This window comes from Streptomyces sp. NPDC002785 (assembly GCF_040295565.1).
Classification (GTDB): Bacteria; Actinomycetota; Actinomycetes; order Streptomycetales; family Streptomycetaceae; genus Streptomyces.
This window is the reverse complement of record NZ_JBEOVN010000183.1, coordinates 1-14,384: the sequence shown is the minus strand read 5'-3', so window position 1 is coordinate 14,384 and position 14,384 is coordinate 1. Positions and strand designations below refer to the sequence as shown.

Below are 14,384 nucleotides of genomic sequence, written 5' to 3'. Positions count from 1 at the left end.
GCTACCTCGCCGGCCTCCACCTACGCGCCTCGATGATCTGGATCAAAGACCTGGCCCGAGCCACCCCATTGATCACGACTCAATACGCGCCCTAGGAGGCGCCTGGTGTGGGCGGGGTTGGTGGCGGCGAGTTCGACGAGGGCGTGGCCGGCCTCGGCGGAGACCTGTTCGGGGGTGAAGTAGTACAGGGAGGGAGGGTCGTCGTCGCGGCGGTGTTCCAGGAGGGTCCGGCAGCGGTCGGTGGCGTCCCGGAAGGCGCTGATGTCGCCGGCGGCGGCGTGAGCGGTGGCCATGCTGCCCCAGGCGCGGGCGCGGACGATGGGGCTGCTGCGGGCGGTGTGGTCGACGGCGGCTTCGGCGTAGCGCAGGGCGGCGGCGGGCTTGCCGGTCGCGGCGTGCTGGTAGGCCAGCATGCCTAAGACGTTGGCGACCGTGGTGGTGTCGCCGGCGGCTCGGGCGAGGCGGATCGCGAGGAGCTGGTAGCGCTGGGCGGCTGCGTTGAGGTCGGCGTCGAAGGCCATCCACCCGCTGAGCTGGGCCATGCCGCTGGCGGTGGCGAGGAGGCGGGTGCCGACGTCGGTGGTGTAGCTGCTGCTGCGGACCACATCGAGGACGCCGGCGAGTTCGAAGCGCACGTACCGCTGGGGCAGGGCTCCGCCTCCGGCGGTGTCGTCCAGCCGCCGCAGGCGGCCGAGGTGGCCTTCGAGGACGTCGACGAACTCGGGCGGGACCTGCTCCTGGGTGCCCGGAACTGCGGTGCGTTGCGGGCTTTGCCGGGTGGCGTCCCAGACGGCGCTCAGGAGTTGACTTTCGCCTGCCGGGTGGAGGATGGCTTGCTCTCGCGGGTCGGTGGCGGTCCACGCGGTGGCGGTGGCCAGGACGTCTGCGACCGAGCGGCGGCCGACGAGGTCGTCGGTGGCGGTCTTCTCGGGCTTGGCGGCACCCGCAGTTGGTTCTCCCCACAGGTCCGTAGCGGTGGAGGTAGTGCCGGTGGCCTCGGTGAGGACGGTGGCAGCGAGCCGGCGCACGGTCGCGGAGCGGGGCCTGGTGCCGTTGAGCCAGGCCCGGCCGGCGGTCAGGTGCAAGGTGGGCTGGCCGGCAGCCTCCAGGCGGGGGTTGAGGGCCCGGACGAGATCACGGGGTGTCCACCGAACTGCCCGGAGGGCGGTGGCAAGGGCCTGGTTCGAGAGGGGCGCGGACGCCGACCCGGCGTCCGTCGACGCTGCGTCGCGGAGGGTCATCACGTCCGGACGTTACGTCAGGTCTTCCGTGTGAGGCGCGAATTCTCGGCTTTTCTCGCTCTCGCCACGAAATTCTCAACGTTCTCTCCGATCCCCTCTGCTGTGGCCTCTTCAGACGCTGTGTGCTGGTGAGCCCGCCGCCGGCCGACCGCGCCGACGGCTTGGCCGGCCTTCATCTGGGCCGTCGCCGCCACCTGTCACAACGCGTACGGCCGCCCACCGGCCGCCGGTGCGCGGGAGTTGGAGGACGCCATGCCGCACCGTTTCGAGCCGGGTCCGCCGCGCGAGCGGATCGCGACAGCGCTCGCGGACTACGTTCGCGAGGGAGGGCCACTGTCGGTGGCGGACGGCTCCGGCGTGATCGGAGAGCTGGAGCAGCGGATCGAGGGGATTCTGGGCCTGCCGGACCCGTTGTCGTTCTCCTCGGGCACCGCCGGGCTGCACGCGGCCTACCTCGCGTTGGACATGCCGCCCGGCTCGGAGGTGATCGGGCCGGTCACGACGTTCCACGCCTCGTTGAGCCCTGCGTTGCACGCCGGGCTCAACGTGGTGCTGGTCGATGTCGAGCCGGACACCGGGAATCTGTGCCCGGCGGCGCTGGAGGAGGCAATCACCCCGCTGACCCGGTGCGTGACGGTGACGCACTACCTGGGGCATCCCGCCGCGATGGAGGAGATCACCCGGATCTGCCGCGAACGGGACCTTCACCTGATCGAGGACATCAGCCACTCCTACCTGTCGACGCTGAACGGACAGCGGGTGGGGACGTTCGGCGACATCTGCGTCGGAAGCATGCAGGACAGGAAGTCCTGGCCCGCAGGTGAAGGCGGCCTGTTCAGCGCCGCGCGTCCGCAGTGGCGCGAGCGGGCGCTGCTGGCCGGACACTACCGCGGCCGGGCCCTGCTGCTGGAGGACCCGGAGCTGGCGGCGTTCGGGGAGACCGGGCTGGGGCTGAAGATGCGGATGCATCCGCTGGCCGCGGTGGTGGGTCTGGCCAACGCAGAGGACCTGGTGGAACGCCTGGCGGCCCGCCGCGCGCTGCTGGAGCGGCTGAGCCTGGGCCTTGAGGGCCTGTCGGGGGTGCGGGCACCGGTGGTGCGACCCGGCGTCGGCATGGGGGGCTGGTTCTCCTACCGGCCGCAGATCCAGCCCGGCGAGCTGAAACCAGGGGTGGACGTCGACGGCTACCTGCGGCGGCTGCAGGACGCCGGGGTTCCGGCGCACTACCCGTCGGTTGGCTCGCTTTCCGGGATGCCGCTGTTCACGCGTCCGGTCCCGCTGCGCGCGGCGGCTGGGACCTGGCGGCCACGGCTGCTCGGGCCTTTCCACGGCGAGAGCGCCTACAACGCGGGCCGGATCAGCGTGAGCGTCACCGGCGAGGACACCGAAGAGACGATCGACGCCTACGCCACCGCCTTCGCCGAGGCGTCGCAGGCCCTGGCCCGACCGGTGGCGGCATGATCGCCCGCGCAGCCGCCGTCGCCCAGCCGGTCGAAACCGGCGAGACTTGGCGAGCGGGCGTCGCGCAGTCGGCTCGGCAGCGGCTGTTCGGCTGGTCGCGGGAGATGGCCGCGCAGCGCCGACAGATGGAGCGCGGTTGGACGGCGGCGCTCCAGGCCGGGGGCGGGATCAGCCTGCCCCCGCCGGAGTACCCGGTGGCGCAGCACCTGGCGGATGGCGGCGGTTTCCGCATTCCGGCCGGGCTGGAGGACCACCTCCCGCAGGTGGCCCGCGCCTTCTTCGACGACCGTGTGGTGCGCGAGGGCTGGGTGTATCTGCGGGGCTTCGGCTACTACGCGGCCGACGCGCAGATGTACCTGCCCGGCCGCACTCCGGCGCCGGGCCGGCGGTTCGCCGCCATTCAGCGGCGGTGGCCCCGGTACGCGGAGTTCGCCCGCCCGCTGGCGGAACCTGCGGCGCGGGAACCGGCCGGGTGGTACGCGTGGCTGGCCTGGCTGGCGTTCCTGGAATCGGCAGTGCAGGACGTGTGCACCGCGCGGTGGAGCGCCGCGGTCCTTGGCCACGGAGGGGCGGCCGGGGTGCTGGACGAGGTTCTGGAGGGGCTTGGCGCGCTGCTGGCCGAGGCGGCCTGGAACCGGTGGCAGCCGGACGGATGCCCGGCCGGCCCATGCGAACCGGCCACGTGGGCGAAGCGGGCGACCGCGTTGACCGCTGATGCCCGGATCCCGGAGGTCCTGCGCGAGGTGGCGCGGGCGCTGGAGGGGCCCGAGGTCGCGGCGGACGCGGTACGCGCCGTACGTGAGGGTGACGTGCTGTGGCAGATCGCCGCAGTTGCCCAGACCCGCTGGCTGGCGCTGGCCGCAGCGCATCCGGGCGCGCCGGTGCTGCTGGTCAGCGAGGCGTTCGGCGCGATGGCCGCGGGCCCGGTGCTCGCCGGGATGCTGCCAAGCGGTCAGCGCGGCCGGGTCCGCCTCGCCCTCGCCCGGGGTTCGGTCCACGAGGAGGAGATGGCCCGGGTCTCGGGCACCGCGTGGCGCACCGGAAGTCTGGAGGCGGACGGGCAGGTGGTGGTGCACCTGGACGACAGCGTGTTCACCGGCCGCACCCACGCCGGACTGCGCCGGGCCCTGACCGGCATGCCGGCCGCGGTGTACCTGGTGCCGCTGACGCTGGACGTGGGCACGCCCTTCAACCACCCGGAGGAGATCACCGCGCTCGGCCGCGGGGTCGGCGAGCACCTGGCCGGCCTGGAGACCGCCTTGCGCGCCGTGGGCGGGGCGCTGCCGCCCGCGCCGAGCCTGTGGGCACGCCGCCAAGGCTCCCGCCCCTCCCCTCGGCGCCGACAGCGGTCCGGTGGATCCGCAGGAGGAGGCGTTCGCGCGGGTGGCGGGCGGCTCGGACCGGCTGCTGGCGCTGCTGTGGCACCGCTACGCCCCGGAGGTCCTCGATGCCTGACCGCCCGCGCCCGGCCACGTCAGCCGAAGTGCCGGTAGAGGAGTTGGTGTTCACCGCGGTGGCCGGCCGCCGGGCCCGCATGGTGTCCTGGCTGGCCTACCAGCAGATGGCCGCTGACGTGGCCGGGCAGATCCGCCGCGCTCACCCCGGTGCGGTGACGCTGGTGGGGATCTTGCAGGGCGGGTGGATCACCGCCCAGTCCCTGGCCGATCTCCTGCCCGGCTCGACGGTGCTGTCTCTCGCGCTGTCCGCCCGGACCGTCCTTCCCGCCCTGCTCGGCTGGCCGATCGACGTGCACCTGGTCCGCCTCGGGTTCCACGACCAGGGCAACGTCGCCTACCTCGGCGCCGGCGGCACCGTCCGCCACCGCGCTACCGCGCCCCGTACCTACCGCGACCGCCTGAGCGCCGCGGCCCGGGATGCGACCGTGCTGGTCATCGACGACAACGTCGGCTACGGCAGCACGCTGCGCGCCGCGCGCGCCCTGGTCGAACAGCTCGGCGGGCGGGCCCTCACCCGCAGCGTCGAATCCGCCTGGACTCTCTACCACCGCTCCGGCCGGCACGACATCGCCGACGCCGCCGACCTGCCGAGCCTGCGCCCCAACCTGCACCACAGCATCCACACGCGCCTGACCGGACACCTGCTGCGCGGCGACACCGGCGCCTATCTGCGCGACGGAGCCCACCGTGCGGCGGGCACGCTGCACCGGCAGATGGCCGCCAGCTTCGACCTCGCGGTGAGCACCGGTACCTGGACCACTGGTCAACTGGCCGCCATGCGGGCCGAACTCGCCCAAGCCGCCTCCTGGAACGAACCGCCCGTTTCCCGCCCGGCCGCGCTCGCTGCCGCCTGAACCCGGAGGCGCCCACATGCCCCCCGCCCCCACCCCGGTGACCGCCACGGCCGCCCCCGCCCCGGCCGGGCCGAGCGGCCCGTGGCGGGTGAACGTCGACGTCCGCCATGGCACGGTCACCTCCCTCCCCGGCCTGCCGCCGGGACGGCTGCTCGCCGACCTCCTCGACGACGACGTGCCCACCGCCGTCATCGACCTCGACCGCTCCACCGGCACCAGCTCCAGCACCGCGCTGCTGGAGACGGCCGTGCGCCATCACCCCGGCAGGCTGTGGGCCGGCGGTCGCCTGGCCCCGGGCGACCTGGCCGTCCGCCGTCTCCTGGACGCCGGCGCCGCCGGTGTCCAGCTCGGCTCCACCGGCCTTCTCCCCGAAGGGCGCCTCGACCCGCACGCCTGGCCGGACTTCACCACCCTCGCCGCCGCCGGACAACTGATGCTGTCCCTCGACGCCGTGGACGGGCGGATCGTCACCGACGGCTTCACCCGCACCACCAGCGTGGCGCTGACCGACGCCCTGGACGCCCTCCTCGACGCCACCGGCAACACTCAGCCCGTCCTGATCACCGACGCCCGCGCGGCCACCCACCGCACCCCGCCCCCCTGGCACATCCTCGACCGCATCGCGGGCCGCCATCCGCGCGCCCACCTGTGGTACGCCGGCGGCCTGTCCGGGTGGGCCGACCTGACGCGCCTGTGGCACGCCGGCTGGGCACGCCGTCATCGTCGACGAGGACGAGGAACGCGGCGCTCGGGGCGGAGGTCTTCCCGTCGTTGCTCCCGTCGGGATCCAGCAGCCTGTCCAGCAGGTAGCTGTCCCACACCGTGTCGGTGGGGCCGTCGAAGTCGATCTCGCTCATGCCGGGCTTCCTTCGCAATCGGACAAGTCCCGGACCCGCACCCAGTCGGGCACGGTCCGCAACCGCCAGACTACTCAGGGTTCGATTGGTGGCGAACCGCCCCGATGCCAGGGCAACTGGAGACCGTACGCGGCCAGTCATCCACGACAGGTCTGGTTCTGGCGGATCAGTCAAGATCACTTGTCAATTGGTGGTTCGCGACCTGCCAGCCGACGATCATCCACGAGTACACGTCCAGGACGAACGCCACATACGCCCACCCGGACCAGGTGCGGACATACGTCATGTCCGCCACCCACAGCTGATCCGGCCGTGAGGCCGTGAAGTCGCGGTCGACCAGGTCCGGCGCCGCCGGCCACGGATGACGCCCTCCAGGCCCAGCCCGGCCATCAGCCTCTCGACGGTGCAGCGGGCCACGACCACACCTTTGCGCCCCAGGGCCCGCGTGATCCTGCGGGCGCCGTAGGTGCCGCCCGACTCTGCGTGGACCTCCTCAATAAGCGGCATCAGTTGCTCGTCCCGGAGCCGGCGGCCCGACTTCGGACGCTTCTTGCGGGCAAAGTACGGCGACGGCGACGGCTCCAGCACCCGGCAGACGGGATCGACCCCGAGGCCGTGTCCACGCAGGTGGTCGATCACCTGCTCGACCTCGTCCGGGGACGGTCGATCTCCTGGGCAAAAAACACCGAGGCGGCTTTGAGGATCTCGTTCGCTCGCCTCAACTCCGCTACTTTCCTGCGGAGTTGCTTCAACTCGCCAAGCTCGGCAGTGGTGAGCCGGTCGTCCCGCTCGCCACGATCGGCCTCGGCCTGCCGGACCCAGCCGCGCAGAGCTTCCTTGTGGATGCCGAGGTCCTTCGCGACGTGCGCGATCGGGCGGCCGGTGGTACGGACCTCGCGGATCGCGTGCTCGCGCAGTTCGTCCGGATATTTACGCGGTGCTGCCATGGTGCTGGTGGTTCTCCTTCGCCAGGACCGTAACCCTGGCATCAAGGACTCCACAAATCTCAGTACAGCTCAGAATGAGGTGGTGCGCGGGGCCGGACCTCATGGATGTCCTCCCACGCGATCTCGCATCCCAGAAGTTCAGAACCAGCCGCGCTGGGCCGCCTTCAGGCCCGCTTCGAAGCGGCTCGTGGCCTCGAGGCGCTCCATCAGAGCGGCCACCTGACGCCGGACGGTGCGCACGGAAACCCCGAGGCGCTTGCCGGCCACTTCGTCCGTGACGCCGGAGGCGAGCAGCCGCAGCAGGCCGCGCTCCGCGGTGGTCAGGCCCGTGCCGTCCCTGTCGGCACGGGGGTCGGTGTCCAGGGGCAGGGCGTTCTCCCAAGTCTGCTCGAACAGGGCCACGAGTGCGGAGACGATTCCCGGGGCGGTCGTGCACAGTGCGCCCTTGCGGGTGTGGGAGGGGTCGATGGGGACGATCGCGGTGCGGCGATCGAAGATGATCAGGCGGGGTGGGGTGACGGCTATGGTGCGCACCTGACCGCCCCGCTCGTTGATCCAGCGGGCGTGGGCGTGGGTGGCGGGGTCGTTCCGGGCGGTGTCCTGGTAGACCGTCAGGAACCGGATGCCCCGGTCCAGCGCGCTCTCGTCGAGGGGGCGGGCAGCGTCCAGGCTGGCCTGGGACTGTGCTCCGCCAGGTTCGATGGCCAGGCATTCGTCGCGGAGCTGACGAGTGAGGCTTTCGAGCCGCTGCTGGACGGTGTCGAGTCCGATCAGGCGTTCTCCTGGCCCGCCGTCGACAGGCTCGTGCTCCCGGGTGTAGGCGGCGACGGTGCGGGCGACGATCTCCTTGCCGAGGGCGATCTGTTTTTGGCGGTGCAGGAGTTCGGCTTCGTGGCGTCGCAGGATGATTTCGAAGCCGATGTCCGGGCTGACGGCTCGGAGCGTGCCGGACCGTTCCCGCGAGGGCTGGAGCAGTCCCATGTCGAGGAGGTGCTCCAGACAGGCGCCCACGTCACCGGTGGAGATCGTCAGGCGGGAGCTGAGCTCTTCGATCCCTTCGGTCGATCCCGCCAGCAGGCTCCGGTAGACGGCCTCCTGGGTTCTGCTGAGGCCAAGGACTTCCAGCCCCACGGTGTCGTTCATTTCCCCCACCCCCATACGCGCCGAGCGAGCGTGCCTGTCGTATCTGAAACGTTCCGTCATCCCCGGGACGCATGCGGACGCGGCCGTGGTGCACGGATGCCAGGCTGCCCGGCAGGACCCACCTCTTCAAGGAGAGATACTGGAACCATCGTTTAGCCAGGCTCAACAGGGGGTGGTGGGCGGGTGCTCGAACGCCTGGAAATCGAAGCGTTCCTCGGGCTGGCCGCTGAGCTCCATTTCGGACGTACCGCGGAACGTCTGCACGTGACCACCGGCAGGGTCAGCCAGCTCATCAAGAAGCTCGAACGCAAGGTCGGTGCTCAACTGTTCGAGCGCACCAACCGCAGCGTCCGTCTGACTCCGCTTGGCCACCGGCTGCACGACGAGGTCCGGCCAGCGTACGAAGAGATCCAAGCCGCCTTCGCCCGCGCCGTCAGCAGCACCCGGGCGACCGTCGAGGTCTTGCGGGTCGGCTTCATGGGTGCCGCCGCCGGCCAGATCGCCCACCAGGCGGGCGACATGTTTCCCGAGCGCGAGCCCGGCTGGCGCGTCCGCATCCGTGAGGTCCAGCTCTTCAACGCCCTCGCGCGACTTCGCGAGGGGGAGGTCGACATCCTGATCCTGGCCCTGCCGGTCAGCGAACCCGACATCGTCGTAGGGCCGGTGCTGTTCTCCGAGGCGCGGATGCTGGCGGTTCCCACGAGCCACGCCCTGGCCCGCCGTGAAAGCGTGACCACGGAGGACCTCGCCGAGGTCGAGCTCGTGCGCGTCGCCGGCGCGCAACCCGGGGCATGGCTCTCGGATCTCTGGCCCGACCGCACGCCCCAAGGCAGGCCGATCGCCCCGGGCCCCGAGATAGAGACGTTCATGGAGGCCCTGCAAGTGGTCGCTTCGGGAACCGGCGCCGTCGTGGTCGGCGAGCAGGTCACCCGGTTCTACACCCGTCCGGGCATCGCCTACGTCCCGCTCACTGGCACGCCACGCCTGGACCGCGCTCTCGTCTGGCTCAGGTCGTACAACAGCCCCGCCGTCCGCCCCTTCGTCGCCACCGCCCTTGAGGCGGCACGACTGCTCCACCCCGCCACCCCCGCCCCCAGGCCCTGACCCGGCTCGGGCCGGGCCGGGCAGCGCGCTAGCGGAACCGGTGTAGCGGGCAGCTGTTGTCACTATCGTGCCATGACAGCTTGGTGAACGGCGTGAGCTCTTCAGCCCGGAAGTCCGGCGGCCCAGGATGGTGTCCACCGAGAGGGAAGAGCACGGGCTGCGAAGCCGGTGCCGACCCGATCGGAGCGAACGTCGTCCTGTCACCGTTCTCACGCCTCGCGGCCTGCGGTGCCCCGCGAAGAGGAATATGTCATGCCCATATCCATGCCTGTCTCGATGTCCATTCGTCGTCTTGCCGCCGCTTCCGCCCTCGTCCTCGGCGCACTCACCGTGGGGACAAGCATCGGCTGGGACGTGCACCCCACCGAAGCCGCTGCCGCCGCCCACGGGCCGGACGCGGGCGGCGGTCGGGACGCGCTGCGGGCCGACGTCATCGGCTGGGACTGATCTCCCCCACCGCAGCGACCCGCGTGCCCACCATGCGCATCGTCCGCATCCTCTTGAAGGGCGCTCCCGTCACCACCCCGACCGTTCAGGGCGCCCACCTGCTGCATGATCTCCTCTGGGCGCACGCCACCCCGGGCGACGGGGTCCAGCACATCGTCATCCGGCCCGTCCCGCACGGGATGGAAGCCACCTTCTTCCTCACCGGAGCCTCCGACGAGGCCGCACTGGGCCACATCCGGGAGTTGCTCCTGCGGGCCCGTGGGCCGATCGCCACTCACGGCCTCACCGTCTAGCCACCCGCGCAGCCAAGCCGGTCCCGAATGGACCGCCCTCGCCCTCCACGAGACGACCCGGGGCCCGCCCCGCCCGGGGCGAGCGCTCCGCCTCCCCCCGGCTGTATCCGCCGATACGTCCGCAGGACGCGCATGGGCCGTGCTTCGCGCTGCGCATCCGTGCCACGTCATGGCCGCAGCGGAGGCGTCCATGACCCTGCCCGCTTGCGCCGGGCTGCTCACACCCATTCATCCACACACCCACACGGGGGACTTACCCATGCGTACCACCGCCCGCGCCATCACCACCGCCACTCTCGCCGCCGTCGTTCTGGGCGTCACCGCGCCGAGCCAGGCGGCCCCGGCCCCGGCGTCGGCCAACGCCAGCGTTACCGCCGCAGCGACCTCGTCAACGTCCACCGTCGGCGGCTCGATCACCCGTACCGAGATGATCAACCGGGCCCAGTACTGGGTGGACCAGGGGGTTCCGTACAGCCAGCAGGCCTCGTACCGCGACCAGCAGGGCCGGCTGTACCGCACGGACTGCTCCGGTCTGGTCTCCATGGCCTGGCACCTGCCCACCAGCGCGACCACGTGGACCCTGCCCAACTACTCCACCAAGCTGGCAAGCCTCGACGACCTGCAGCCGGGCGACGCGCTCAACAACATAAACGCCCACGTGGTGCTCTTCGCAGGCTGGACCGACTCCAGTCACACCGTCGCCGACATCATCGAGCATGCACGGCCGGGAACCGATGCCCGCCGCAGTACTTACACCCGCAGTTACATGACCTCCAACGGATTCAAGCCGTACCGCTACAACAAGGTCGCCGATATTCCGGTGACCGTGCCCGACAAGGGGATGACCAATGTCACCGCGGTCGGCGACCTGACCGGCGACGGCGTGACGGATGTGATAGCCGTGGAGACCGCGACCGGCGATCTCTACCGCTACTCCGGCCCCACCTTCACGGGCGGCACGGCGAGAGTGAAGATCGGGTACGGCTGGAGCGCGATCAGCGACATCGTCGGAGTCGGGGACCTGACCGGTGACGGGGTGGCCGACATCGTTGCCGTCGATGCGTCGAACGGGAATCTGTACCGCTACTCGGGTCCGAACTACAACGGCGCCACCAAGGTGGAGATCGGCACCGGTTGGGATTCCATGACGAACATCGTTGGGGCCGGTGACCTGACGGGTGACGGCGTTCCGGACCTGCTGGCGGTCGAGAGGGCCACCGGTGACCTGTACCGCTACTCCGGGCCCTCCTACTCCGGCGGATCGCGCGTGAAGATCGGCACGGGCTGGAACATCTACTCCACCATCGTGGGCACCGGCGACCTGACCGGGGACGGGATAGCCGAGATCATCGCAGTGGAGACCGAGACCGGGAAGCTGTACCGCTACTCGGGTCCGAACTACAACGGCGGTACCAGGGTCCAGATCGGCACCGGTTGGGACTCCATGACCAACATCACCGGAGTCGGAGACATCACCGGTGACGGCGTCCCGGACCTGCTCGCGGTCAACGCCTCGACCCAGAAGCTGTACCGCTACTCCGGCCCGTCGTTCGTCGGCGGCAGCGCGGTCGAGATCGGCACCAACTGGTAGTAGGCCCCCCCCGGGGGCAGGTCCGAGCACAGCCTGCCCCCCCGCCCGGCGGGCTCGCCCGGTCCCGGCCGCACCCGTTCGTGTGCGGCGGTTCCCGACGGATCCTGCGCCCCGCCGCCCGTCCTTCTCCACGCCCACCGCCCCCTTCCCGAGGAACCACCATGCCTTCGCCCGCGCCCACAGCCCTCGCCCGAACGGCCTTCGTCGCCGTCCCGCTTGCCTTGATAACCCTGCTCTCCCCTGCGGCAGCGCCCGCCGGGGCCGCCTCCGTCGCCACCTGGGACAAGGTCGCCCAGTGCGAATCCAGTGGCAACTGGAGCTACAACGAGCCCGGCCACGCCTACTACGGCGGGCTGCAGTTCCTCAAGTCGACGTGGGACGCCTTCGGCGGCCGGCAATACGCCGCGTACCCCCATCAGGCAACCAAGGAACAGCAGATCCGGATCGCAGAGAAGGTCCTGGCCGAACAGGGCCAGGGGGCCTGGCCGACCTGCGGCCCGGCGGCCGGGTTGGGCAGCGATCCGGCCGACCCCTACCCGGACGAGCCGTCCGTCCCAGAGCCGCACATGGCCAACCTGACGCAGGTCGGAGACCTTACGGGCGACGGGGTGGCGGACCTGCTGGCGGTCGAGAGGGCCACCGGTGACCTGTACCGCTACTCCGGGCCCTCCTACTCCGGCGGATCGCGCGTGAAGATCGGCACGGGCTGGAGCGCGATGAGCAGCATCACCGGTGTCGGCGACCTGACCGGTGACGGGGTGGCCGACATCGTTGCCGTCGATGCGTCGAACGGGAATCTGTACCGCTACTCGGGTCCGAACTACAACGGCGCCACCAAGGTACAGACCGGTACCGGTTGGGACGCCATGACCAACATCACCGGAGTCGGAGACATCACCGGTGACGGCGTTCCGGACCTGCTGGCGGTCGAGAAGGCCACCAACCACCTCTACCGCTACTCGGGACCTTCCTTCCCGGGCGCCGCCGCGCGCGTCCGGCTCGGTACGAGCTGGTGACGCCCCCGCCCCGCGCCCAGGTCCCCGCTCTTCCCACCCATCCCTCCCTCTCCAGGAGCACTTCATGAGACTGCGCAAAGCGCTCGCCACTGCGGCGGCTCTGCTCGGCGGAGCCCTCGGCCCGCTCGCTCTCGCCCCCACCGCCCAGGCTGACAGCATCGCCGGCGCGGACGCCCCGCCCCTGCGGTTCCTCAGCTACAACATATGCGGAAACTTCTGCACGGACGCCAAGGGGTACGACAACGCCCACCGCATCGACGCGGTCGTCGCCGAAGCGACCGGCGCCAGTTGGAACGCCGATCAACTTCACCTCCAAGAGGTGTGCCGGCCACAGTTCGACGCGATCCGCACCCGCCTCCAGGCACAGGGCTTCCAGGGCTTCTTCGCCACCTCCCTGCCGGGCGGCAACCCGGCCGTATGCGGGGGAGCCGACTACGGCAACGCCGTCCTGGTCAAGGGCTCGCTGTCCGAAACCAAGGTCCTCGACCTGACCGTGGGCGGTGAATCAGAGCCCATAACCGTGCCCTGCGTGAAGACTTACACCCAGGCCCGCGCCAACTGGGCGTGCTCCGTCCACCTCTACTGGAACGACGCCACACTGCGTGAACGGGAGGCCGACACACTCGCCGCGCAGGCGGAGCAGTGGCAGGACGCCGGAGTGCCGGTGGTCCTCGGCGGCGACTTCAACACCCTCCCCCGCTCGAAGGCGGCATCCTCCTTCTACGCGCCAGGCATCGGTGACGGCGGCTCCGGCACCTTCATCGAGGCCGACGAGACGGACCGTGACCAGTTCGTCGCCACACCCTGCGGCGACGGCCGCACGCGCTGCCGCAGCGGAGAGGCCACCTTCGAGAACTCGAAGATCGACTACTTGTTCTTGTCCGAGCGCCACTTCAAGAACGCCAAGGCGGACGTACTCCCCAAGGACCCCCTGGCCTCCGACCACAACGCACTGCGCGGCGCCGCCTACTGGTCCGACTGCGGGCCCACCGCCGCCGGCACTGGACAGATGCTCCGCCGTGACGCCAAGGGCGCCCTCTTCAGCTACGCCGGCCGCGCCGATGCCGCCGCGGTCGCCGGTGCCTGCAAGGTCGGAACCGGCTGGGGCGGCATGACGCACATCACCCGTGACGGCACCACCATCCTCGCCGTCGACACGGCCGGAACCCTGTGGCGCTACCCCGCAGACCCCGTCACCGGCACCTACTCCGGCTCCACCCGGGTCCAGGTTGAGGCGGGCTGGCAGGGCTACAACACCGTACTGGCGGCGGGCGACCTCTCCGGCGACGGCCGTCCGGACCTGGTCACCCGCGACGCCGCCGGAACCCTGTGGCTCTACAAGGCCACGGCCACCGGCACTTACGGCCCCCGCACCCAGATCGGCACCGGCTGGCAGGGCTACGACATGCTCGTGGTTCCCGGTGACTTCAGCGGCGATGGCCGTCCGGACATCGTCACCCGCGACCCCGCCGGAGCTCTGTGGCTCCACAAGGGCACCACCGCTGGCACCTACGGCCCCCGCACCCAGATCGGCAACGGCTGGCAGACCTACACGGTGCTCGCCTCGCCGGGAGACCTCGACGGCGACGGCCACGAGGACCTCGTCGGCCGTGACGCAACCGGCGGCCTCTGGTTCTACCAGGGCGACGGCGCCGGCTCCTACAGCCCGCGCACCCAGATCGGCTACGGCTACCCGGACGGTGAACTCCTCTTCTGAGGCCATAACAGCCCGGCGGCAGCCCCCGCCACGACCCGAACGGGTCGCCGCGGGGGCTGCCGCCAGTGCTGTGCCTCAATCACCGTTCTTGCAGGTCGCTCCCGGCTTGAATCTCGGCGCTACCGCTTTCGACGTGGCTCGGTGAATACCCTGGTCCTAGCTGTACTCGGCCGACACGTTGGTGACACACATCCGTCGGTAGTTGATCAAGGGAGGACCTCCGGGCGTAGTGGAGATTGGCGTCTTCACTCACCTC

14 protein-coding genes are annotated in these 14,384 nt (G+C 70.9%); 9 read left to right on the top strand and 5 right to left on the bottom strand.

What is annotated here, in order from left to right; genetic code table 11:
- Positions 1–20: 20 nt before the first annotated feature.
- Positions 21–1,241 carry an NsdA family TPR-like regulatory protein gene (locus ABTZ94_RS30085; RefSeq protein WP_351205369.1) on the bottom strand — a complete coding sequence of 407 codons (1,221 nt, stop codon included), beginning with the start codon at positions 1,239–1,241 and terminating at the stop codon, positions 21–23.
- Between the two features lie 252 nt (positions 1,242–1,493).
- On the opposite strand from ABTZ94_RS30085, the gene ABTZ94_RS30080 reads away from it, so the two are divergent.
- The 3 genes from ABTZ94_RS30080 to ABTZ94_RS30070 are packed head-to-tail and all read left to right on the top strand — an operon-like array spanning position 1,494 to position 5,013.
- Positions 1,494–2,702 (top strand): DegT/DnrJ/EryC1/StrS family aminotransferase, encoded by a 1,209-nt coding sequence (locus tag ABTZ94_RS30080; RefSeq protein WP_351205367.1) that lies wholly within the window; start codon positions 1,494–1,496, stop codon positions 2,700–2,702.
- Positions 2,699–4,195, top strand: coding sequence for a hypothetical protein (locus ABTZ94_RS30075; protein WP_351205365.1), 1,497 nt, complete (start codon positions 2,699–2,701; stop codon positions 4,193–4,195). The genes ABTZ94_RS30080 and ABTZ94_RS30075 overlap by 4 nt, the downstream gene beginning before the upstream one ends.
- Positions 4,150–5,013, top strand: coding sequence for a phosphoribosyltransferase (locus ABTZ94_RS30070; RefSeq protein ID WP_351205363.1), 864 nt, complete (start codon positions 4,150–4,152; stop codon positions 5,011–5,013). Before ABTZ94_RS30075 ends, ABTZ94_RS30070 begins: the two co-directional genes overlap by 46 nt.
- A gap of 1,023 nt (positions 5,014–6,036) precedes the next feature.
- Here ABTZ94_RS30070 and ABTZ94_RS38040 read toward each other — a convergent pair.
- The 4 genes from ABTZ94_RS38040 to ABTZ94_RS30050 form a co-directional block, all read right to left on the bottom strand.
- Positions 6,037–6,156 carry a hypothetical protein gene (locus ABTZ94_RS38040; protein ID WP_502967335.1) on the bottom strand — a complete coding sequence of 40 codons (120 nt, stop codon included), beginning with the start codon at positions 6,154–6,156 and terminating at the stop codon, positions 6,037–6,039.
- Complete coding sequence (locus tag ABTZ94_RS38035; protein ID WP_502967334.1) at positions 6,153–6,509, bottom strand: IS3 family transposase; 357 nt, start codon at positions 6,507–6,509, stop codon at positions 6,153–6,155. The genes ABTZ94_RS38040 and ABTZ94_RS38035 overlap by 4 nt, the downstream gene beginning before the upstream one ends.
- Positions 6,506–6,817 (bottom strand): transposase, encoded by a 312-nt coding sequence (locus ABTZ94_RS30055; RefSeq protein WP_351205359.1) that lies wholly within the window; start codon positions 6,815–6,817, stop codon positions 6,506–6,508. The genes ABTZ94_RS38035 and ABTZ94_RS30055 overlap by 4 nt, the downstream gene beginning before the upstream one ends.
- Positions 6,818–6,955: 138 nt before the next feature.
- Positions 6,956–7,960 carry a helix-turn-helix transcriptional regulator gene (locus ABTZ94_RS30050; protein WP_351205357.1) on the bottom strand — a complete coding sequence of 335 codons (1,005 nt, stop codon included), beginning with the start codon at positions 7,958–7,960 and terminating at the stop codon, positions 6,956–6,958.
- A 183-nt stretch (positions 7,961–8,143) separates the two neighbouring features.
- On the opposite strand from ABTZ94_RS30050, the gene ABTZ94_RS30045 reads away from it, so the two are divergent.
- The 6 genes from ABTZ94_RS30045 (at position 8,144) to ABTZ94_RS30020 (ending at position 14,128) form a co-directional block, all read left to right on the top strand.
- Positions 8,144–9,064: a LysR family transcriptional regulator gene (locus ABTZ94_RS30045; RefSeq protein ID WP_351205355.1), complete on the top strand. Its 921-nt coding sequence runs from the start codon at positions 8,144–8,146 to the stop codon at positions 9,062–9,064.
- A 252-nt stretch (positions 9,065–9,316) separates the two neighbouring features.
- Positions 9,317–9,511, top strand: coding sequence for a hypothetical protein (locus tag ABTZ94_RS30040; protein ID WP_351205353.1), 195 nt, complete (start codon positions 9,317–9,319; stop codon positions 9,509–9,511).
- A 32-nt stretch (positions 9,512–9,543) separates the two neighbouring features.
- Positions 9,544–9,804: a hypothetical protein gene (locus tag ABTZ94_RS30035; protein WP_351205351.1), complete on the top strand. Its 261-nt coding sequence runs from the start codon at positions 9,544–9,546 to the stop codon at positions 9,802–9,804.
- 259 nt (positions 9,805–10,063) lie between these two features.
- On the top strand, positions 10,064–11,395 hold the full coding sequence (locus ABTZ94_RS30030; protein WP_351205349.1) for an FG-GAP repeat domain-containing protein: 1,332 nt from the start codon (positions 10,064–10,066) through the stop codon (positions 11,393–11,395).
- A gap of 161 nt (positions 11,396–11,556) precedes the next feature.
- The gene (locus ABTZ94_RS30025; RefSeq protein WP_351205347.1) at positions 11,557–12,411 is read left to right on the top strand and encodes a transglycosylase family protein; all 855 of its coding nucleotides are present in this window, start codon (positions 11,557–11,559) and stop codon (positions 12,409–12,411) included.
- 64 nt (positions 12,412–12,475) lie between these two features.
- The gene (locus tag ABTZ94_RS30020; protein WP_351205345.1) at positions 12,476–14,128 is read left to right on the top strand and encodes an FG-GAP-like repeat-containing protein; all 1,653 of its coding nucleotides are present in this window, start codon (positions 12,476–12,478) and stop codon (positions 14,126–14,128) included.
- Positions 14,129–14,384 lie beyond the last annotated feature (256 nt).

Coding starts and splice junctions, on each gene's coding strand:
- ABTZ94_RS30020 (WP_351205345.1), top strand. CDS start 12,476: ATGAGACTGCGCAAAGCGCTCGCCACTGCGGCGGCTCTGCTCGGCGGA.
- ABTZ94_RS38040 (WP_502967335.1), bottom strand. CDS start 6,156: ATGACGTATGTCCGCACCTGGTCCGGGTGGGCGTATGTGGCGTTCGTC.
- ABTZ94_RS30070 (WP_351205363.1), top strand. CDS start 4,150: ATGCCTGACCGCCCGCGCCCGGCCACGTCAGCCGAAGTGCCGGTAGAG.
- ABTZ94_RS30050 (WP_351205357.1), bottom strand. CDS start 7,960: ATGAACGACACCGTGGGGCTGGAAGTCCTTGGCCTCAGCAGAACCCAG.
- ABTZ94_RS30085 (WP_351205369.1), bottom strand. CDS start 1,241: ATGACCCTCCGCGACGCAGCGTCGACGGACGCCGGGTCGGCGTCCGCG.
- ABTZ94_RS30030 (WP_351205349.1), top strand. CDS start 10,064: ATGCGTACCACCGCCCGCGCCATCACCACCGCCACTCTCGCCGCCGTC.
- ABTZ94_RS30035 (WP_351205351.1), top strand. CDS start 9,544: ATGCGCATCGTCCGCATCCTCTTGAAGGGCGCTCCCGTCACCACCCCG.
- ABTZ94_RS30075 (WP_351205365.1), top strand. CDS start 2,699: ATGATCGCCCGCGCAGCCGCCGTCGCCCAGCCGGTCGAAACCGGCGAG.
- ABTZ94_RS30025 (WP_351205347.1), top strand. CDS start 11,557: ATGCCTTCGCCCGCGCCCACAGCCCTCGCCCGAACGGCCTTCGTCGCC.
- ABTZ94_RS30040 (WP_351205353.1), top strand. CDS start 9,317: ATGCCCATATCCATGCCTGTCTCGATGTCCATTCGTCGTCTTGCCGCC.
- ABTZ94_RS30055 (WP_351205359.1), bottom strand. CDS start 6,817: ATGGCAGCACCGCGTAAATATCCGGACGAACTGCGCGAGCACGCGATC.
- ABTZ94_RS30080 (WP_351205367.1), top strand. CDS start 1,494: ATGCCGCACCGTTTCGAGCCGGGTCCGCCGCGCGAGCGGATCGCGACA.